This window comes from Pelomonas sp. KK5, assembly GCF_001984095.1.
Classification (GTDB): Bacteria; Pseudomonadota; Gammaproteobacteria; order Burkholderiales; family Burkholderiaceae_C; genus KK5.
Map to the genome: position 1 here is coordinate 17969 of NZ_LYVQ01000041.1, position 17646 is coordinate 35614.

The 17646-nt window shown below is 70.5% G+C and carries 19 protein-coding genes; 10 read left to right on the forward strand and 9 right to left on the reverse strand.

What is annotated here, in order from left to right:
- The first annotated feature begins 74 nt into the window (after positions 1 to 74).
- From B0W88_RS08705 to B0W88_RS08725, 5 genes are all read left to right on the forward strand, one after another.
- Positions 75 to 899: an SDR family oxidoreductase gene (locus tag B0W88_RS08705; RefSeq protein WP_077034272.1), complete on the forward strand. Its 825-nt coding sequence runs from the start codon at positions 75 to 77 to the stop codon at positions 897 to 899.
- Positions 883 to 2193, forward strand: a complete 1311-nt coding sequence (locus B0W88_RS08710) for an NAD(P)/FAD-dependent oxidoreductase (protein ID WP_077034273.1) — start codon at positions 883 to 885, stop codon at positions 2191 to 2193. Before B0W88_RS08705 ends, B0W88_RS08710 begins: the two co-directional genes overlap by 17 nt.
- A gap of 82 nt (positions 2194 to 2275) precedes the next feature.
- Positions 2276 to 3184 (forward strand): bile acid:sodium symporter family protein, encoded by a 909-nt coding sequence (locus B0W88_RS08715; RefSeq protein WP_077034274.1) that lies wholly within the window; start codon positions 2276 to 2278, stop codon positions 3182 to 3184.
- Entirely contained in the window at positions 3181 to 4149 is a 969-nt protein-coding gene (locus B0W88_RS08720) for an SDR family oxidoreductase (RefSeq protein ID WP_077034275.1), read from the forward strand. Before B0W88_RS08715 ends, B0W88_RS08720 begins: the two co-directional genes overlap by 4 nt.
- On the forward strand, positions 4146 to 5066 hold the full coding sequence (locus tag B0W88_RS08725) for an EamA family transporter (RefSeq protein WP_077034276.1): 921 nt from the start codon (positions 4146 to 4148) through the stop codon (positions 5064 to 5066). Before B0W88_RS08720 ends, B0W88_RS08725 begins: the two co-directional genes overlap by 4 nt.
- Here the strand turns inward: B0W88_RS08725 and B0W88_RS08730 are convergent.
- The 7 genes from B0W88_RS08730 to B0W88_RS08760 all read right to left on the reverse strand — a co-directional run bounded on the left by B0W88_RS08730 (position 5053) and on the right by B0W88_RS08760 (position 11866).
- Positions 5053 to 5349 carry a cupin domain-containing protein gene (locus B0W88_RS08730; RefSeq protein WP_077034277.1) on the reverse strand — a complete coding sequence of 99 codons (297 nt, stop codon included), beginning with the start codon at positions 5347 to 5349 and terminating at the stop codon, positions 5053 to 5055. The genes B0W88_RS08725 and B0W88_RS08730 overlap by 14 nt on opposite strands.
- Positions 5350 to 5355: 6 nt before the next feature.
- A complete protein-coding gene (locus B0W88_RS08735) occupies positions 5356 to 5871 on the reverse strand; it encodes a PhaM family polyhydroxyalkanoate granule multifunctional regulatory protein (RefSeq protein ID WP_077034278.1) in 516 nt (171 codons plus the stop codon).
- A gap of 25 nt (positions 5872 to 5896) precedes the next feature.
- Complete coding sequence (locus tag B0W88_RS08740; RefSeq protein ID WP_077034279.1) at positions 5897 to 6847, reverse strand: TraB/GumN family protein; 951 nt, start codon at positions 6845 to 6847, stop codon at positions 5897 to 5899.
- Between the two features lie 20 nt (positions 6848 to 6867).
- Entirely contained in the window at positions 6868 to 9159 is a 2292-nt protein-coding gene (locus B0W88_RS08745) for an AAA family ATPase (protein WP_077034280.1), read from the reverse strand.
- Positions 9160 to 9285: 126 nt separating this feature from the next.
- Positions 9286 to 9573 (reverse strand): DUF3567 domain-containing protein, encoded by a 288-nt coding sequence (locus B0W88_RS08750; RefSeq protein WP_233151658.1) that lies wholly within the window; start codon positions 9571 to 9573, stop codon positions 9286 to 9288.
- A gap of 232 nt (positions 9574 to 9805) precedes the next feature.
- On the reverse strand, positions 9806 to 10432 hold the full coding sequence (locus tag B0W88_RS08755; RefSeq protein WP_077034282.1) for a PAS domain-containing protein: 627 nt from the start codon (positions 10430 to 10432) through the stop codon (positions 9806 to 9808).
- Positions 10433 to 10504: 72 nt separating this feature from the next.
- Positions 10505 to 11866 (reverse strand): DUF1254 domain-containing protein, encoded by a 1362-nt coding sequence (locus B0W88_RS08760; protein WP_083748659.1) that lies wholly within the window; start codon positions 11864 to 11866, stop codon positions 10505 to 10507.
- A gap of 116 nt (positions 11867 to 11982) precedes the next feature.
- On the opposite strand from B0W88_RS08760, the gene B0W88_RS08765 reads away from it, so the two are divergent.
- Positions 11983 to 12687 carry a Crp/Fnr family transcriptional regulator gene (locus tag B0W88_RS08765; protein WP_077034283.1) on the forward strand — a complete coding sequence of 235 codons (705 nt, stop codon included), beginning with the start codon at positions 11983 to 11985 and terminating at the stop codon, positions 12685 to 12687.
- Here B0W88_RS08765 and B0W88_RS08770 read toward each other — a convergent pair.
- On the reverse strand, positions 12660 to 13568 hold the full coding sequence (locus B0W88_RS08770; protein WP_083748661.1) for a DUF3108 domain-containing protein: 909 nt from the start codon (positions 13566 to 13568) through the stop codon (positions 12660 to 12662). The two genes, B0W88_RS08765 and B0W88_RS08770, sit on opposite strands and share 28 nt — an antisense overlap.
- A 50-nt stretch (positions 13569 to 13618) precedes the next feature.
- On the opposite strand from B0W88_RS08770, the gene B0W88_RS08775 reads away from it, so the two are divergent.
- The 4 genes from B0W88_RS08775 to B0W88_RS08790 all read left to right on the forward strand — a co-directional run bounded on the left by B0W88_RS08775 (position 13619) and on the right by B0W88_RS08790 (position 16970).
- A complete protein-coding gene (locus B0W88_RS08775) occupies positions 13619 to 14536 on the forward strand; it encodes a fumarylacetoacetate hydrolase family protein (protein ID WP_077034285.1) in 918 nt (305 codons plus the stop codon).
- A 20-nt stretch (positions 14537 to 14556) separates the two neighbouring features.
- Positions 14557 to 15213, forward strand: a complete 657-nt coding sequence (locus B0W88_RS08780) for a DUF4197 domain-containing protein (protein WP_233151659.1) — start codon at positions 14557 to 14559, stop codon at positions 15211 to 15213.
- A complete protein-coding gene (locus B0W88_RS08785) occupies positions 15210 to 15833 on the forward strand; it encodes a pyridoxamine 5'-phosphate oxidase family protein (protein ID WP_077034287.1) in 624 nt (207 codons plus the stop codon). Before B0W88_RS08780 ends, B0W88_RS08785 begins: the two co-directional genes overlap by 4 nt.
- A gap of 279 nt (positions 15834 to 16112) precedes the next feature.
- Positions 16113 to 16970, forward strand: coding sequence for a ProQ/FINO family protein (locus B0W88_RS08790; RefSeq protein ID WP_083748662.1), 858 nt, complete (start codon positions 16113 to 16115; stop codon positions 16968 to 16970).
- On the opposite strand, the gene B0W88_RS08795 is transcribed toward B0W88_RS08790, so the two are convergent.
- On the reverse strand, positions 16971 to 17646 hold a 676-nt coding region (locus B0W88_RS08795; RefSeq protein WP_233151660.1), incomplete at its 5' end, for a methyl-accepting chemotaxis protein.

Here is a 17646-nt window from a genome sequence, read left to right on the forward strand (position 1 = left end):
GAATCTCGAAATTCGAGACGAATAAGCGGAAGAAAACGAGATGATTGTGACCGCCGATTAAGCTGGCGGCAATCATGAGGACCGGTAACAAATTCACCAACGCCGTCGTCACCGGCGCCTGCGGCGGCTTCGGCCGGGCGCTGGCGCGGCAGCTGCTGGAAGGCGGTGCGACGGTCGCCCTGGTGGGCCTGAACCGCGCAGTGCTGGAGGAACTCCATAACGCCCATCCTCAGCGCAGCCGCATCTACACGCCCGACGTCAGCGACAGCGCCGCGATGCAGGCCTGCGCCGCCGACTGGATGGCCGCCCACGGCACGCCGGACCTGGTGATCGCCAATGCCGGCGTGGCGGGCGGCTATGCCACCGCCGAGGCGGCCGACCTGGCCTTCTTCCGCCGCGCGCTGGAGATCAACCTGCTGGGCGTGCCGACGACCTTTCAGCCGTTCATGGCAGCCATGCTGGCCGCGGGCCGGGGCGCGCTGGTCGGCGTGGCCAGCATCGCCGGCTGGCGCGGCCTGCCGGGCAACGGCGCCTATTGCGCGAGCAAGGCCGGGCTGATCGCCTACCTGCAATCGCTGCGCGCCGAGCTGCGGCCGAGCGGCCTCAGTGTCAGCACCGTGAGCCCCGGCTACCTGCGCACCGCGCTGACGGCCGGCAACCGCTTCGCGATGCCCGGCCTGATGGAGCCGGAGCAGGCGGCGGCCACGTTGCTGCGCCGCGTGGCGGCCGGCGCCGAGCAGATCGTGCTGCCGCGGCGCGTCGGCTGGCTGTCTCGCGCGCTGGACCTGCTGCCCGAGACGCTGCACGACCGCATCCTGCTCGCCCAGCCGCGCAAGCCACGGCCGGGCGAACCCGGGTCCACGCCCGTTCCGGGACTGACGAATGACAACAAGAACTGAAGAGCAATACGCGCTGATCGGCGCCGGCCCCTCGGGCCTCGCCGCCGCCCGCAACCTGCAGAAGGAAGGCCTGGCCTTCCAGGGCTTCGAGGCCTGGAGCGACGTCGGCGGCCTGTGGAACATCGCCAACCCGCGCAGCACCGTCTACGAGTCGGCCCACCTGATATCCAGCAAGCGCACGACCGAGTTCACCGAGTTCCCGATGGCCGACGGCGTGGCCGACTATCCGAGCCACGCTGAACTGATGCGTTATTTCAGCGCATTCGCCGAGCGCTTCGGCCTGCGCGAGCACTACCGCTTCGGCGCGCGGGTGCAGAAGGTGGAGCCGGCCGGCGAAGGCGCGACGCCGCTGTGGCGCGTGCGCTGGACCGAACAGGACGGCGCGGTCACCCACGAGGCGCTGTTCAAGGGCGTCATCATCGCCAACGGCACGCTGGCCGAGCCCAGCATGCCGGCCTTCGAGGGCCACTTCGCCGGCGAGCTGCTGCACACCAGTGCCTACAAGTCGGCGAAGCAGTTCACCGACAAGCGGGTGCTGCTGATCGGCGCCGGCAACTCCGGCTGCGATATCGCGGTGGACGCCGTGCACTACGCGAAGCGCATCGACATCTCGGTGCGCCGCGGCTACTACTTCGTGCCCAAGTACGTGTTCGGCAAGCCGGCCGACACGCTGGGCGGCAAGATCCAGCTGCCCGCCTGGCTCAAGCAGAAGGTGGACGGCACCATCCTCAAGTGGTTCACCGGCGACCCGGTGCGCTTCGGCTTCCCCAGGCCCGAATACAGGATGTACGAAAGTCACCCGGTGGTGAATTCGCTGATCCTGCACCACCTGGGTCATGGCGACATCACCGTGCGTCCCGACGTGCAGCGCTTCGACGGCCACACGGTGCATTTCAAGGACGGCACGCAGGCGGACTACGACATGGTGCTGGCGGCGACCGGCTACAAGCTGCACTACCCCTTCATCGACCGCGCGCTGCTGAACTGGCAGGGCATGGCGCCGCAGCTCTACCTGAACATCTTCGCCCCGGCCTACGACAACCTGGCCGTGGTCGGCATGATCGAGGCCAGCGGCATCGGCTGGCAGGGCCGCTACGAGCAGGCGGAGCTGGTGGCGCGGGCCTTCAAGGCGCAGGGCCTGAAGGCCGAGGGCTTCAAGCGCGCCAAGCTCGGCCCGCCGCCGGACATGAGCGGCGGCTACAAGTACCTGAAGCTGGAGCGGATGAGCTACTACGTCCACAAGGACACGTATCGCAATGCGGTGCGTGCGGCGTCGAAGGCGCTGGCGACATGAGCCGCGCAGCGCAGGGCCGCCCCAAGCAAGCGGTCGCCCCCTTGGGGGGCCGGGTGCGGTACTCCGCAACCGGGGGGCAGACATGACGGTCGATGAAGTCCGGCTGAACTTCAATCCGGCGTCATTGCAGGCGCTCAACGTCGTGCTCGGCTTCCTGATGTTCGGCATCGCGCTGGACACGAAGCCCGAGGATTTCAGGCGCGTGCTGAAGATGCCGCTGGCCATGGCCGCCGGCATCGCCGCGCAGTTCCTGCTGCTGCCGGCCATCACCTTCGTGCTGACGCTGGTCCTCAAGCCGCTGCCCAGCATCGCGCTGGGCATGATCCTGGTGGCCTGCTGCCCGCCGGGCAATATCTCCAACATCATCACCCACCGGGCCGGCGGCAATGTGGCGCTGTCGGTCTCGATGACAGCGATCTCCAACGCGCTGTCCATCGTGCTGATGCCGCTGAACCTGGCCTTCTGGGGCAGCCTGCATCCGACCGCCGCGCCGCTCTTGAAGACCATCGCACTGAGCCCGGTGGAGATGGGCCTGCACATCGTCGCCATCATCGGCCTGCCCTTCGTGCTGGGCATCGGCTTCGCGCGGCAGTGGCCGGCGCTGACCGAGCGCATCAAGAAGCCCGCGCGCATCCTCAGCTTCCTGGTGCTGGTGCTGTTCATCGTCGGCGCGGTGGCGGGCAACTGGCGCTACTTCCTCGACTACGTGGGCCTGGTGATGCTGGCCGTGGTGCTGCACGACGGGCTGGCCTATGGGCTCGGCTACGCGAGCGCCGCCGCCGCGGGCCTGAAGGAATACGACCGCCGCGCCGTCTCGGTGGAGGTGGGCATCCGCAACTCGGGCCTGGGCCTGGTGCTGATCTTCAGCTTCTTCGGGGGCCTGGGCGGCATGGCGGTGGTGGCCGGCGTCTGGGGCTTCTGGGACATCATCGCCGGCATGGCGCTGGCGCAGTGGTGGGCGAAGCGGCCCGCAGCGAAGACTGAGCTATGAAGAAGAGAGTGTTGATCACCGGCGCGGACGGCTTTCTCGGCCGCAGCCTGGTCGCGGCGCTGGCCGTCAGCGGCGAATGCGAGCTGCTGGTGGCGCAGGACGTGCGCGAGGTGCCGGCGGTGCGCCGCCTGCCCGGCGTGCTGTACGAGCAGCAGGACGTGCGCGACGCGAACCTCGTCGAGGCGCTGCGCGGCCATCGCATCGACACGGTCGTGCACCTGGCCTCCATCGTCACGCCGGGCCGCGGCTCCAGTCGCGAGTTCGAGTATTCGGTGGACGTGATGGGCACGCAGAACCTGCTGCAGGCCTGCGTCAATGCAGGCGTGAAGCACCTGCTCGTCAGCTCCAGCGGGGCCGCCTACGGCTACCACGCCGACAACCCGGACTGGCTGGTCGAGACCGACCCGCTGCGCGGCAACGAGGTCTTCGCCTACTCGCACCACAAGCGCCTGGTCGAGGAGATGCTGGCCTTGTATCGCCAGGTGCAGCCGCAGCTGAAGCAGACGGTGTTCCGCATCGGCACCATCCTCGGCGAGCGGGTGGACAACCAGATCACCGCGCTGTTCGAGAAGCGCCGCCTGATCGCCATCCGCGGCAGCGACAGTCCCTTCGTCTTCATCTGGGACCAGGACGTCACCGGCGCCTTCCTGCATGCGCTGCGGACCGGCGGCGAAGGGCAGTACAACGTGGCCGGCGACGGCGCGCTGTCCATCCACGAGATCGCCCGGCGCCTGGGCAAGCAGACGCGCCAGTTCCCCGCGCCCGTCCTCAGCGGCCTGCTGTGGCTGGGATCGAAGCTGGGCCTCAGCCGCTACGGCCCCGAGCAACTGGACTTCCTGCGCTACCGGCCGGTGCTGGACAACCGGCGGCTGAAAGAGCAGCTGGGCTATGTGCCGGCCAGGACCAGCGCCGAGGCCTTCGAGAGCTTCGTCGCCGCGCGCGCCGCGCAGGGGCGGCCGCTGTGAGCGGCACGCGGCTGAGCGGTGGCGATGCGCTGCGCATCGCGGCGGTGGTGCTGATCTGGGGCTCCAACTTCGTCGTCATGAAGCTGGGGCTGAAGGGCTTGTCGCCCTTCGTGATGGGCGCGCTGCGCTTTGTCGTGGCGGCGCTGCCGGTGCTGGCGCTGGTGAAGCCCCCTCCGGGCCTGCCGACGCGCTTCCTGCTGGGCTACGGCCTGGCCCAGGGCCTGGGCCAGTTCGGCCTGCTGTTCCTGGGCCTGCAGCTGGGCATGACGGCGGGCATGGCCTCGGTGGTGATGCAGACCCAGGCCTTCTTCACGCTGCTGCTGGCCGCGCCGGTGCTGGGCGAGCGGGCGCTGCCGCGCCAGTGGGCGGGCCTCGTGGTGGCGCTGGGCGGCCTGCTGCTGATCGCCTGCGCCCATGGCGAGGGGCCCGGCGAGATGACGCTGATCGGCTTCCTGCTGACGCTGGGCGCGGCGCTGATGTGGGCGCTGTCCAACCTGGTGGGCCGCCTGGCCAACCGCGTCTGCGACTACGAGCCCTTCAACTTCATCGTCTGGACCAGCCTGGTGCCGATCGTGCCCTTCTTCGCGCTGGCCTTGTGGCAGCAGGGGCCGGCGGCGGTCGGCGCGCAGCTGGCCGGCATCGACGGGCGCGGCGCCGGCGCGGTGCTCTATCTCGGCCTGCTGGCCACGCTGCTGGCCTACAGCCTGTGGACGCGGCTGCTCAAGCGCCATGCGGCGGGCAAGGTCGTGCCCTGGTCGCTGCTGGTGCCGGTGGTGGGGCTGTGGGCCGCGGCGGCGGCCTTCGACGAGCGGCCGTCGGCGATGCAATGGGCGGGCACGGCGGGCGTGTTGCTGGGGCTGCTGGTCAATCAGGGGCTGATCAAGGCGCCGCGCCGGGTGGCTGCTACTGATCGATGATCAGCAGCGTGCCGTGGCTGCCGGCGGCCACCGCGTGAGGCTGCCCGGCGGGCACGATGAAGACCTCGCCCTGACGCACCTGCACGACCTGGCTGTCGATCTCGAGGTTCATCTGCCCGTCGAGCACCACCAGCGCCTCGTCGAAATCGTGGGTCTCGTCGGGGTAGGTGCGCTCGTCCATGCGCAGCACCTTCAGGTTCGCATGGGCCGCCCGGCCCACGATGACGGAGCGCCAGGCCGCGGGAAGTTCGGCGGCCTGCAGCAGGAGGTTGGTCTTGCTCATCGGGGGTCAGGCCTTGCGCTTGCGCGGCGCGGCCGTCTTGCGCGCGGCCGCCTTGGCCGCCGGCTGGGCCGACGGGGCTGCGCGCTTGCCGGGGGCCGCCGGCGGATCGGTGACGGCCTTGGTGGCGAGCTGCGTGAACTGCTCGGTCAGCGCGGTCCACCAGACGGTCGGGTCGATGCCCGGCATGGCCGCGGCCTTCGGCGCGGGCGCTTCGGCGGTCGGCATCTTCAGCGACTCGCGCAGCGTGGCCAGCGGCACGTCCATCGACTTCAGCGTGGACAGCGTCATCTTCTGCACCTCCAGCGCCTGGATCGTCGTGCCCAGCATGCGGGCGTTCTGCTCCAGCCAGAACTGGATGGTGCGCAGCTCGCCGATGCGCTTCTCCAGCTCCTCCGGGTTCAGCGTCGGCGCCACCCACTGGCCGATGCCGGGGATGGCGGCGCCGGCGTTCTTCACCAGGCCCTGCAGGAAATCGAAGCCGGGCACGAAGCCGGCGAAGGGGTTGCTGTTGTCGTTGGACATGGACGGTGTCTCCAGGTTGCGGGGTTCAGGGAGCCGGCACGAGTCGCGTCAACTCGAAGCCCATCTTCTTCAGCTGCGCCGGCAGCCCCTCGGGGCCGACCATGTGCAGGGCGCCGACGGCGACGAACACCCGCTGGCCGCCCGCATGCAGGGCGGCGAAGCGCTCGGCGATGCGCGGGTTGCGGGCGGCCAGCAGGCCGTGCATGTAGCGGCGGTCGGCCTCGTCGTGGATGCAGTCGCACCAGTCCTCGTAGGTCTGCAGCAGCGGGAGGTCGCTGGCCGCCCAGGCGCGGGCCAGCTTGAGCATCGGCGCGCGCACCTCCTTGCGCTCGAGCTGGGTGAGGCCGTCGTCGAGGGCGCGCTGCAGCTCGCGCGGGTCCTTGGGGATCAGCGCGTCGAGCTGTTCCTGGGGCGTCTCCAGCGCGACGACACGGCGCTTCGCGGCCTGTGCCATGCCCAGCAGGATGGCCTCCTGCGCGTAGCCGGCGTCGAGCTCGTCGCGGCGCGCGGTCAGCACCGTCAGCGTGCTCAGCTGCATCAGCGGATGCATGGCGGCCAGCGCGCCGGCGGGCAGGCATTCGGCGGCGATCTGCGCGGCGATGCGTCCCTTGGTCTTCGCGCTCAGCGCCGGGGCCGGCACGCCGCTGGTCAGCGCCCTGACCGTCTGCGGGTCGCTGATGTCCAGTTCCAGCGCCAGCGTGTCGGTGGCCTGCCAGGCCTGCGACTGCTGCGGGCCCGGCATCGCCCAGGCCAGGCGGCCGACGTGCAGCGTGCCGTAGAGGTAGGAGTCATGGCCGTCGCGGCGGGCGCGCCAGAGCAGGCCGTGGTCCTGGGTGGCAGCGGCCGCGGCGGCGGCCAGCTGTTCGGGCGTGGGCGGTGCGACGGGCGCTGGGCAGTCGGTGGCGGCGTGCGCCGTGCTTGCCAGCAGGGCAAGCAGCAGCGAGAAGGTAGTGCGCAGGAGATGGGCAGCGGGCATCCTCGAAGGATGCCATGCCTTCAATGCGTGAAGCCGATCGAACGTCGCGTCCGCACATCGGGCTTGGCCCGGTGCTCGGCTTCCAGCTGCGAGAGGAATTCGTCCGGCGTCAGCGTCTCGCCGAGGATCTCGACCTGCTGGCGCACCGCGGCGAAGTCGCCCGGCGTCAGCACGTCCAGCGCCGCCAGCCGCGCCACCTGCTCGGCCGTGGGCTCGGCCATGCCCGCCTCGCGCTCGAACATGCGCAGGCGCTGGGCCTGCAGCAGCGGCTTGAAGCGGATCTTGAAGGCGAAGCGGCGCAGCGCGGCCTCGTCCAGTTCCTCGAACAGATTGGTCGTGCAGATGAACACGCCGGCGAAGCGCTCCATGCCGGCCAGCATCTCGTTGACCTCGCTGACCTCGTAGTTGCGCTCGGCCATGCGGCGGCTGCGCAGGAAGCTGTCGGCCTCGTCGAGCAGCAGCACCGCGCCTTCGGCGGCTGCGGCCTCGAACATGCGGGCCATGTTCTGCTCGGTCTCGCCCACGTACTTGCTGGCGAGATCACTGGCGCGGCGCACCATCAGCGGCCGTTGCAGTGCCTGCGCGATGTGCTCGCCCAAGGCGGTCTTGCCAGTGCCGGGCGGGCCGTAGAAGCAGAGGTTGCCGGCGCCGCGGTTCTGCAGCGCGGCCACGATGCGCGGGATCTCGAAGCGGGATTCGCAGTTGAGCAGGTCCAGCGCGTACTGCGTCACCACCGGCCGCGCGGCGCGCTCGTGCGCCTGGTGGCCCAGCGCCTTGTCGGCATTGCCGAGCTGGCGTTCGATCAGCCGTTCCGCCTCGTCCGGCCCGCCGGCGAGCTGGGAGAAGCGCACCGCGGTGCGGATCTGCGCCGGCGTCAGCCCGCGGCGCTCGGCCAGCCGGGCAGCGAACTCCGCGCTCACGTTCACGTCCGAAAGCGCCCGCGTCACCAGGCCCAGCCGCGCGCCGGGCGGAGGCGACTTCAGCTCGAGGTGGTACTGGAAGCGGCGACGGAAGGCCGGATCGATCTGCTCGATGCGGTTGGTGATCCAGATCACCGGCACCGGGTTGGTCTCCAGGATCTGGTTGACCCAGGCCTTGCCGCTGACGGAATTGGAGGCGGGCGCCTCCAGCGCGGAATCGAGCCGCGCGATCAGCTGGGCGGTGTCGGTGGACAGCGGCGGGAACACGTCTTCCACCTCGTCGAACAGCAGGGCCACGTTCTCGCTGGCCTTCAGGAACTGCTGGCTGATCTGCAGCGAGCGGTAGCGGTCGCGGCCGGAGAGCGAATTGCCGTCGCGGTCCGCGTACTCGACCTCGTAGAGATCGAGCCCCGCGGCCGCCGCGGCCACCTTCGCCAGCTCGGTCTTACCGGTGCCGGGCGGGCCGTAGAGCAGCACGTTGACGCCCGCCGCGTGGCTGGCAACCGCCTGGCGCAGCAGCGTGCCCAGCACCGTCATGTCGTCACCGACGAACTGGAAGTCCGCGGCCGTCAGCAGGCTCCTGGTGGCGGGCCGGGTGAACACGGCCATCAGATCGTGCGGCCCCTGGTACTCGCGCATCAACACGGGCGGCAGCTGGTCGCTCACCTTCATCAGGTCGGCCAGATCGGTGATGTTGTGCTCGGAGATCAGGTTCTCCACCATGCCGATGCGTTCGAGCCGCGAGCCGGCGCGCAGCGCCTCGGCCACCTCCTGCTCGTTGACGCCGGCCACCGCGGCGATGGCGGCGAAGGCCTCCTGCGCGGTGTTGACCTTGAACTCCACCAGCGCCCCACGCAGCTCGCGCTGATAGCGGGCCAGCGTGCCGTAGAGCAGGATCGCGCGCTCGGCCGGGTTCAGCTGCAGCAGCTGGCCCAGCGCGGCGATGTTCTTCTCCACCAGCGTGGATTCGCGCTTCAACTGCCGGTCCAGCCACTCGACCGTGGTGGCCAGCAGGGCCAGCATGTCCTTGGGCGCGTCCTTGATGTATTCGTCGAGGTAGAAGAACAGCGTGGCCTCGGCGAAGGGGCCGTTCCAGACGCCATGGCGCTCCAGGAAGGCCTGGTCGCCCAGGGCCTCGTGCCCCTGCCATAACTCGTTACTTGAGCAGCGTTGCGCGAGATAGACGCGCAGCCGGGTCAGCACGCGCAGCGGCCACACCAGGTGGCGGCCGGTGAAGGAGAGCAAGCCGTTGAAGTCGCGCCGCAGGTTGAAGCGGCCCGCGTGCTTGACGGTGAGCGTCAGCACGAACTGAGAGCACATGCGGTCCAGCACCGCAGCCTCTTCCAGGCCGGGCGAGGGAATCACCTTTGCCTCAACCAAACGCTTGACCATGTGGACTACTCGAATGCGTGAAAGATCAGTCGGTGCCGATCTTGGCGCAGCGTCCGGCGAAGGACAAGGGTTGGGAAGGCAATTACTGCGGTTTCTCGGTCTTTGCGGAGATTGATGAAGAAAGGTTCAATGCATCACGACCGGCTGGTGGCCCATGCGGGCGTAGCCTTCGACGAAGTCGTCGATGTCTTCCTCGGAGGGGCTGGTCTCCATCAGCGCCTCGACGCCGTCCTGGAATGCCTTGGCCAGCGCGCCCTCGATGAAGATTTCCTTGCGCGTGAACTTGTCCACGATCTCGAAGCCGCCACGATGCAACTGCAGTTCCGGATTGGCCTTCAGCAGCTCGCCGGGAACGGGCTCGTCGACCTGCACGTCGAACTGGACGACGATGAAACTCGGTGAGTTGTAAAGCATGTGCATGAGAGCGCTCCTTTCGGCTTCATGTACGGCCAACGGGGCCGGCTTCAAGATCGGGAACTGCTGATCTCGACTTGATGGTGGCAGAAGCCCCTGTTCATCGGGGCTTCACCGACCACCCATATGTGGTGGAAGCGTCACAAGATCACGCATGTCCACCTATCTCGGGGGGCTTCCCGCGGTACCCTTGCTTCGGCAAGCCGCGCACCCGTCGCGGCGCTCGCGGCGTTCACCGATCAGTGCTCGGCGGCTTGTCTGACGCGGCCGCGAGGCCCGGCGGCTGCGGCAATTGCTGCAGGTCCAGCATCGCCGCTTCCAGCAGGTCTTCCACCAGCGGCAGCAGCCGTGCGCGTTCGCCGGCCAGCGCGAGCGAGGCGCGATCCGCCAGCAGGCGATGGAAGGGCCAGGCCAGCGGCCGCACGGCCATCAGCTCCCGCGCGCCCACCGCCAGGCCGCCGCGCGGCGAGGGGGCGCGTTCGGTGAGGTCGATCATCGTGCCGACGATGCGCAGCGCGCGGCCCAGGCCGTCACGTTCGACCACGCGGCCGCGCGAGTGCAGCAGCCGGTAGCCCGAGCCGTTGCTGCGCAGCCGGAAGCGCGCCTCGTAGTGCGGGGCGTCGCCGCGCGCATGGGTGCGCATGGCGTCCAGCATCGCGTCCAGGTCGTCCGGGTGGACCCGGCAGCGCCAGAAGTGCGTGCTGTCGGCCTCGTGGGGATCGGGAAAGCCCAGCCGCGCCTTCCATTGCGGCGAGTGCTGCACGGCTTCGAGTTCCGGGCGCAGGTCCCAGACGCCGAGCCGCGCGTCCTCGATCGCCTGGCGCCAGCGCGGATGCTGCTTGTCCTCCTGCTGTTCCATCCCTGCGATTCTGAGCGAAGCGCTGGTCCGGCGATGTGTAACGCCCCGGCATCAGGCAAATCCTTCTCGGAATCAGTCCAGCCGCTCGACGCCCGGTACATGGACGCGGCCGTCGCGCAGCGCCGCCTTCGGCTCGTAGGCGCGCAGCACCAGCGCGAACTCGCCCGGCGGCGTGGGCAGCCAGTTGGCGCGCTGGGCGGGATCGGCGGGCGCCTCGCGCTGCATCAGGATGTCGATGCTGCCGTCGGGGTTGGGGCTCGGGCCCGGCGTGCGGTCCCCGATCGCGTAGCGCTGGACCGGGTTGGCGGTGAAGAACAGCTTGCCGTCCGTTTCCACCTGATACATCGAGAGTGACCAGAAGCCGTTCACCGGCAAGGCGCCCGCGGCCAGGTGCAGGCGGTAGCGATGGGCGCCGTCCAGGCGCTGCTGCTGGCGGTCGGTGAAGGCGGTGGGGTACATCGCCTCCACCGGCGGCAGCGCCAGCAGGCCGCCCAGCGCCACCTGGGCGCGGTAGAAGTAGTCGGTGCCGAAGTTGCCGAGATCGGGCTTCGAGTAGGACCAGCCCTCCACCCGGCCGCCGCTGCCGGCCAGGCCGCCCTTCAGCGAGGCGAGCATCGCCGGCATCTCGCGGGTCCAGAGCGCGCGCATGTCAGGTGTCAGGGCCTCCCAGCCGCAGGCGGCGCCGCAGAGGCCGACGCCGGCCAGGCGCTTCATCAACGCCTCCTCGTAGCGCGGTGGCGGGTTGCGTTCCAGCATCAGGTTGGCCATCGCGAGGAAGGCGGCCGGCGTCATCTCCGCCACCTGCGGCGCGGGCCCCTGCCAGGGCGCGGTCGCCTGGCCGGCGGCCTCGACCTTGAACCGATCCTGCAGCGCGATCACCGCGGGCAGGTCGGCGGCGTCGTTCACCAGGATGCGGGCCAGCACCAGCACGTCGTTGCCCGGCGCGCGGATCACGCGGGCATCGGGCGGCAGCGGCTGCGTGCTGTCCGGGCCGACGAGCACGTAGCTGGCACCGCGCGTGCCGGTGGCGCGGCGGCCCAGGACCTCGAAGTTGTTGGTCGCCATGTCCATGAAGGCGAGCGAGTGGTAGCGGCCGTCCATGTCGGGCAGCGTGAGCGTCACCGGCCCCTGGCGCAGGTCCAGCCACAGCGTGGAGTAGGCGGTGTCGTTGTTGGGCGTGGTGACCCAGCGGTCCTCGGGGCCGGAGAGCTTGCGCTGGTGCAGCCACACGTTCAGCTGCGAGCGGCCGGCCAGCATGCCCGCGCGCAGCCGGCCCATGGCGACCAGCGGGTAGGCGTAGTCGAAGGCCTGGTGGACGGTGGTCTCGGGCGAGGGTGGCTCGCCGGCCGGCGGCCAGTCGCGGGCGGCGGCGAAACCAGCGGCGGGCAGCAGGGCCAAGGCGGCGAGAGCGCTGGCGAGAAGGATCCGGTGCATGAAGTCTCCGTTGTGTATCGTCTGCGGCGGCAGGCGCCGGGAGCCTGGACGATGCCTCGCATCGATCCGTCCGGTCTGTCATCGCGATGACCGAACGAGGAGGAGGGGCTTCACCGATGGACGACGATGCGCTGCAGTTCCTGCGGGCCTGCCCGTGGCTGGCCGGCGTGCCCGATGAAGCGCTGGCGGCGCTGCGGCCGGCCGACTGCTTCTGGCGCGGCTACGAGCCGCGCGAGTCGCTGTACCGGCGCGGCGAGACGCTGGGCCACGTGTTCGGCGTGCGCGCGGGCAGCTTCAAGATCGTCAGCGGCAACCGCGCCGGCAGCGAGACCATCACCGCCCTGGTCCCGGCAGGCGAATGGTTCGGCGAGATCCTGCTGTTCTCCGGCGAGCCGGCTTTCGCCGACTGCGTGGCGATCGGGCGCAGCCGCGTGCTCCTGCTCACCGAGGCGGCGCTGCGCGGCCTCGCGGAGCGCTGGCCGGCCGTCAACCGGCAGCTGCTGCACATCGTCGCCCGCAAGGCGCGCTCCACCTTCTGGATGAATGTCCACTACAAGATGGCCGGTCCCGAGCGCATGCTGGCGCGGCGGCTCGAGCTGTCGCTGGCCTTCGGGCCGCCGCCCGGCGATGCGGAATGGGTGGCGCTGCGCGAGCACCTGTCGCACGAGGTGCTGGCCGGGATGCTCGGCCTGAGCCGGCCGCGCGTCAGCCTGGCGATGCAGGCGCTGGCGGCCGAGGGCCTGCTGGAGGCGCGGCGCGGCCGGGTGCGGGTGCACGTGGCGCGGCTGCGGCGCTATTGCGACGATGGCGAAGCCGGCTGATCGACGACGTCCACCGCCTGCAGCAGCAGCTCCGTCGGCCCGATCGACAGGCGCACCGGCAGCCAGGCGCGCGAGCCGTCCAGCCACAGTTCGATCGGCCCGTCGTAGGGCCCCAGCGCGCCGCGGCGCAGGTGCAGCGCCTGCGTCGTCGGCAGCGCCGGCAGGTCCAGCGTCTCCTCGCCGATCACCTCGAACACCCACTCCACCGGCTCGCCGCGCAGCCCGGCGACGGTGACGCGCAACTCCGCGCCCGGCCCGTAGCGCCGCGGCGCGCCGGCCACGCGGGCGGCCAGTTGCAGGCACCAGCTGAGCCGGTCCTGCTCGCCGCCGGCCAGTGCATGGAGCTCGGGGCTGGCGGAGAAGCTGATCAGCCCCTCGTCGCGGCGGAAGTTCGTCGCCTGCGCATCGCGGCCGCCGCGCTGCGTGGCGTAGCGCTCGGGGGCGAGGCCTTGCGTCGCATCGAGCCGGCCTTCGCTGCGCCAGCCCGGCAGCGGCCTGCCGTCGAGTTCACGGCTTAGCAAGAGGCGGTAGCTGCCGTCGGGCGCCGGCTGCCAGCTCAGGCGCGCCCAGCCGGCCTTGCCGTTCTGGCGCAGGGTGTAGAGCCATTCGGCGGGCGGAGCGGGGCGCAGGTCCGGCTCGGCCGGCAGGGCGGCCACGGGCGGTGCTGCGCGCGCCGGCTGGCGGGGCCGAGGCTTGTTGGCCGGCGTCGCAGCAGGCGCGGGGGCCGGTGCGGCCAGCGCCATCGTCCGCGTGCTGATCGCCCGCGCCGGCGCCAGCTGCAGCGAGCCCGGCCATGAGCCCAGCCACCAGGCATGCAGAATGAGGCTCAGCCCGAGAGCCCAGATCCAGCGCGGAAGAAGGCAGGCAGCACGACTCCTCATCGGACAATGCTGCCACCGCAGCGCGAATCGAACTCTCCCCTCTTTCTTCCATGAAGCTCGCCACCTACAAAGACGGTTCCCGCGACGGCCAACTGGTCGTCGTCTCCCGCGACCTGAGCCAGGCCCACTACGCCAACGGCATCGCCACCCGGCTGCAGCAGGTGCTGGACGACTGGGGCTTCCTTTCCCCGCAGTTGGAGGACCTGTACACCCAGCTGAACCACGGCAAGCTGCGCCATGCCTTCGATTTCGATCCCAAGCTCTGCATGGCGCCGCTGCCGCGCGCGGGCCAGTGGGTGGATGGTTTGGCTTTTCCAGGGCAGGCGGGCGAGAGCGAGCCGCAGATGCGCCAGGGCGCCAGCGACGGCTTCCTCGGGCCCTGCGAGCCGGCGCCCTTCGGCAGCGAGGCCATGGGCATCGATTTCGAGGCCGGCCTGGCCGCCATCAGTGGAGACGTGCGGATGGGCGCCTCGGCCGACGAGGCGCTGGAGAGCGTGCGCCTGCTGATGCTGGCCAACGGCTGGCGGCTGCGCCAGCTGTCCGGCGCCGAGCCCGCCGCGGCCTTCGGCCCGGTCGCCGTGACGCCCGACGAACTCGGGGCCGCCTGGTATCGCGGGCGCGTGGAGCTGAACCTGCAGACGATGTGGAATGGACGCAAGGTCGGCAACTGCGAGGCCGGTCCGGAGATGGCCTTCCATTTCGGTCAGCTGATCGCGCATCTCGCCCGCACGCGGCATGTGCGGGCGGGCTCGATCGTCGGCTCCGGCCCGGTGAACAACCGGGACGCGAGCCGCGGCTACAGCTGCATCGCCGAGAAGCGGGCGATCGAGGCGAGCGAGGACGGCGAGCCGAAGACCGATTTCATGAAGTTCGGCGACAGCGTACGCATTGAAATGAAGGGCCGGGACGGGCACTCTGTCTTCGGTGCCATCGACCAGGACGTGGCGCCGCTCAACCAGGAGGCATGATGGATCGACGTAGAAGTTTGATGTTGCTGGCACTGCTAGCGCCGGCCGCCCGCGAGGCGGTCGCGGCGGGGCTGACCGAAGGCGATGCCGCCGGCGGTATCCGCGCGGCGCTGGAGCGCGGCGCCGTGGCGGCGGTGGGCGGCCTGGGCCGCAGCGATGGCTTCCTCGGCAACCCGCAGGTGCGCATCGAGCTACCCGGCTCGCTGAACAACGCGGCCAAGCTGCTGAAGGCCACCGGCCAGGGCCGCAAGGTGGACGAACTGGTCACCGCGATGAACCGCGCCGCCGAGCAGGCCGTGCCCGCGGCCAAGCCGCTGCTGGTCAATGCGATCCGCTCGATGAGCGTGGAGGACGGCCTGCGCCTGCTCAAGGGCGGCGACGACGCGGCCACCCGTTTCTTCGAGGGCAAGACGCGCGAGCCGCTGGCCCGGCAGTTCCTGCCCATCGTGACCAAGGCCACCGAGAAGCTGTCGGTGGCCGAGAAGTACAACGCCATCGCCGGCAAGGGCGCCGGCCTGGGCCTGGTGAAGAAGGAAGACGCCAACGTCCAGCAGTACGTCACCGGCAAGGCGCTGGACGGCCTGTTCCTGATGATCGCCGAGGAGGAGAAGAAGATCCGCAAGGACCCGGTCGGCACCGGCAGCGCGATCCTGAAGCGGGTGTTCGGCGGACTATGAGCAACGACGATCACGACATTACCGATCTCGACGCGCTGCGCGCCCTCTACGGCTGGCCGGGCGAGACCTCGCTGGCCAAGGAGTCGGACCACGTCCATCCGCTCTACGCGCCCTATATCGAGGCCGCGCCTTTCGCCGTGCTGGCCACCCATGGCCCGCGCGGGCTGGATGTCTCGCCGCGCGGCGACGGCCCCGGCTTCGTCCAGATCGCCGACCCGAAGACGCTGCTACTGCCCGACCGTCGCGGCAACAAGCGGGTGGACAGCCTCTGCAACGTGCTGCACGACCCGGACGTCGCGCTGCTGTTCCTGATCCCCGGCGTGCCGGAGGCGCTGCGCGTCAACGGCCGGGCGCGCATCAGCACCGCGCCGGCGCTGCTGGAACGCTGCGCGCATGAAGGCATATTGCCCCTCTCGGTGCTGGTCATCGAGGTGGCGCTGGTGTTCTTCCAGTGTGCGCGCGCGGTCAAGCGGGCCGGGCTCTGGGACGCGGCCTCGCAGATCGACCGCGGGCAGCTGCCTTCACCGGGCCTGATCCTGCAGACGCTCAGCGCCGAAGGGATCGACGGCGTGGTCTACGACGCCGAGTTACAGGAGCGCCAGCGGCGCACGATGTACTGAACCCAGATCCGGCAGTTGACCGCTTGCCATGACTCGATACTGCAGTCACATCAAGACCTTGGGCGCCTTCTCCGTGTTCACCACTTCGGTGAGCAGCGCTGCACGCCCGCTGGTCAGGCGCTTCGGGCCGCCTGCGGCGTTGCTTCTCCTCGTGGGCAGTAGCCCACTTCGTCGGCGCGCCTTGCTGGCGACCCGCCTCGCCTGCCCCTCGGCCGCGCTCAACTGCCGGATCTAGGTTGAACGACAATAGCGGGCTGCATTCGCATTACTGCCCCTGTCATGAACGAGAACACGCCCGAGTCGACCGAGCCCCAACTGCCGCCGCCCGCCGCGCCCGAAAGCGAAGCCGCCGCCGAGGCTGCACCTGCTGAGGCCGCGCCCGAGGCCGCACCGGAAGCTGCCGCCGAAGCGCCCGCCGAGGCTGCTGGCGAAGCCGCCGCGGCGCCGGCCAAGGACGTCGCCGCCGAACTGAAGGCGCTGTTCCCCGCGCTGTTCAGCGGCGGTGCCAAGCCGCTGAAGCTGCGCATCCAGGCCGACATCCAGGAGCGCGCCCCGGGCCGCTTCACCAAGGCCCAGCTGTCCGCCTTCTTCCGCCGCTACACCGGCAGCACCAACTACCTGTTCGCGCTGACCAAGGCCAAGAGCCGCTTCGACCTGGACGGCCAGCCCGCCGGCGAGATCGCCGAGGAGCACCTGACCGCCGCCCGCGAGGAGCTGACCCGCCGCAAGGGCCTGAAGGAGCAGCGCGTCGCGACCGAACGCGCCGCCGAACGCGAGCAGCGCAGCGCCGAACGCGAGCAGGCCGACCTGCTGGCCCAGCAGCGCCGCAACCGCGCCGGCCTGCTGCACGACTACGAGCGCACGACGCTGACGTTGGCGAACTTCTGCGTGCTCAAGGGCACGACGCCGGAGGAACTGCCGGGCCTGCTGGAGATCGCCCGCCAGGAGCGTGCCGAGCGTCCGCCCGAGCCGCCGCGCCGCGCGCACGACGACCGCCGGCCGAACAACGGCGACCGCCGTGGCCCGCCGCGGGGTGGCGACCGGCCGGGTCCGCGGGGCCCGCGCCCCGAAGGCCGCCGTGAGGGTAGTGGCGGCGGCCGCGAGGGCGGCGGCAAGCGCCCGCCCAAGGCCACCTGATCAGAAGCTGGTCCAGTCGCCGTCGTCGTTGCCGGCGGTGACCGCCTCGGCGCGCGGCTTGGACGGCGGCGTGGCCGGCACGACGAGGGCCGGCGCCTTGCGCGGGGCCGGCTTTGCCACCGCCTTCGCCGCGGGGTTGGGCTGTGGTGCCTGCGCCTTCAGGGCAGGGGCAGCCGCCACGGCCTTCGTCTTCTCCGCCGACGCCAGGCGGAAGCTCGCCACCGCCGACAGCAGCGACTGAGCCTGCGTCTTCAGGCTCTCGCTCGCCGCGGCGCTTTCCTCGACCAGCGCGGCGTTCTGCTGCGTGGCCTGGTCCAGCTGGGTGATGGCCTCGCCCACCTGGCCGATGCCCGAGCTCTGCTCGCGGCTGGCGCTGCTGATCTCGCCGACGAGGTCGGCCAGCTTCTGCACCGAGGTGACGATGCCCTGCATCGTCTGGCCGGCCTTGTCGACCAGCGCCGTGCCGTTCTGCACCCGTTCGACCGAATCGCCGATCAGGCTCTTGATCTCCTTGGCCGCCTCGGCGCTACGTTGGGCGAGCGAGCGGACTTCGCCGGCCACGACCGCGAAGCCGCGGCCCTGCTCGCCGGCGCGGGCCGCTTCCACCGCGGCGTTCAGCGCCAGGATATTGGTCTGGAAGGCGATGCCGTCGATCGTGCCGATGATGTCGGCGATG

What these genes read in the sequence shown, in the direction of transcription:
- B0W88_RS08705 (WP_077034272.1), top strand. Translation starts at nt 75, where the DNA reads ATGAGGACCGGTAACAAATTCACCAACGCCGTCGTCACCGGCGCCTGC.
- B0W88_RS08710 (WP_077034273.1), top strand. Translation starts at nt 883, where the DNA reads ATGACAACAAGAACTGAAGAGCAATACGCGCTGATCGGCGCCGGCCCC.
- B0W88_RS08715 (WP_077034274.1), top strand. Translation starts at nt 2,276, where the DNA reads ATGACGGTCGATGAAGTCCGGCTGAACTTCAATCCGGCGTCATTGCAG.
- B0W88_RS08720 (WP_077034275.1), top strand. Translation starts at nt 3,181, where the DNA reads ATGAAGAAGAGAGTGTTGATCACCGGCGCGGACGGCTTTCTCGGCCGC.
- B0W88_RS08730 (WP_077034277.1), bottom strand. Translation starts at nt 5,349, where the DNA reads ATGAGCAAGACCAACCTCCTGCTGCAGGCCGCCGAACTTCCCGCGGCC.
- B0W88_RS08735 (WP_077034278.1), bottom strand. Translation starts at nt 5,871, where the DNA reads ATGTCCAACGACAACAGCAACCCCTTCGCCGGCTTCGTGCCCGGCTTC.
- B0W88_RS08740 (WP_077034279.1), bottom strand. Translation starts at nt 6,847, where the DNA reads ATGCCCGCTGCCCATCTCCTGCGCACTACCTTCTCGCTGCTGCTTGCC.
- B0W88_RS08745 (WP_077034280.1), bottom strand. Translation starts at nt 9,159, where the DNA reads ATGGTCAAGCGTTTGGTTGAGGCAAAGGTGATTCCCTCGCCCGGCCTG.
- B0W88_RS08750 (WP_233151658.1), bottom strand. Translation starts at nt 9,573, where the DNA reads ATGCTTTACAACTCACCGAGTTTCATCGTCGTCCAGTTCGACGTGCAG.
- B0W88_RS08755 (WP_077034282.1), bottom strand. Translation starts at nt 10,432, where the DNA reads ATGGAACAGCAGGAGGACAAGCAGCATCCGCGCTGGCGCCAGGCGATC.
- B0W88_RS08760 (WP_083748659.1), bottom strand. Translation starts at nt 11,866, where the DNA reads ATGCACCGGATCCTTCTCGCCAGCGCTCTCGCCGCCTTGGCCCTGCTG.
- B0W88_RS08765 (WP_077034283.1), top strand. Translation starts at nt 11,983, where the DNA reads ATGGACGACGATGCGCTGCAGTTCCTGCGGGCCTGCCCGTGGCTGGCC.
- B0W88_RS08770 (WP_083748661.1), bottom strand. Translation starts at nt 13,568, where the DNA reads ATGAGGAGTCGTGCTGCCTGCCTTCTTCCGCGCTGGATCTGGGCTCTC.
- B0W88_RS08775 (WP_077034285.1), top strand. Translation starts at nt 13,619, where the DNA reads ATGAAGCTCGCCACCTACAAAGACGGTTCCCGCGACGGCCAACTGGTC.
- B0W88_RS08780 (WP_233151659.1), top strand. Translation starts at nt 14,557, where the DNA reads ATGTTGCTGGCACTGCTAGCGCCGGCCGCCCGCGAGGCGGTCGCGGCG.
- B0W88_RS08785 (WP_077034287.1), top strand. Translation starts at nt 15,210, where the DNA reads ATGAGCAACGACGATCACGACATTACCGATCTCGACGCGCTGCGCGCC.
- B0W88_RS08790 (WP_083748662.1), top strand. Translation starts at nt 16,113, where the DNA reads ATGAACGAGAACACGCCCGAGTCGACCGAGCCCCAACTGCCGCCGCCC.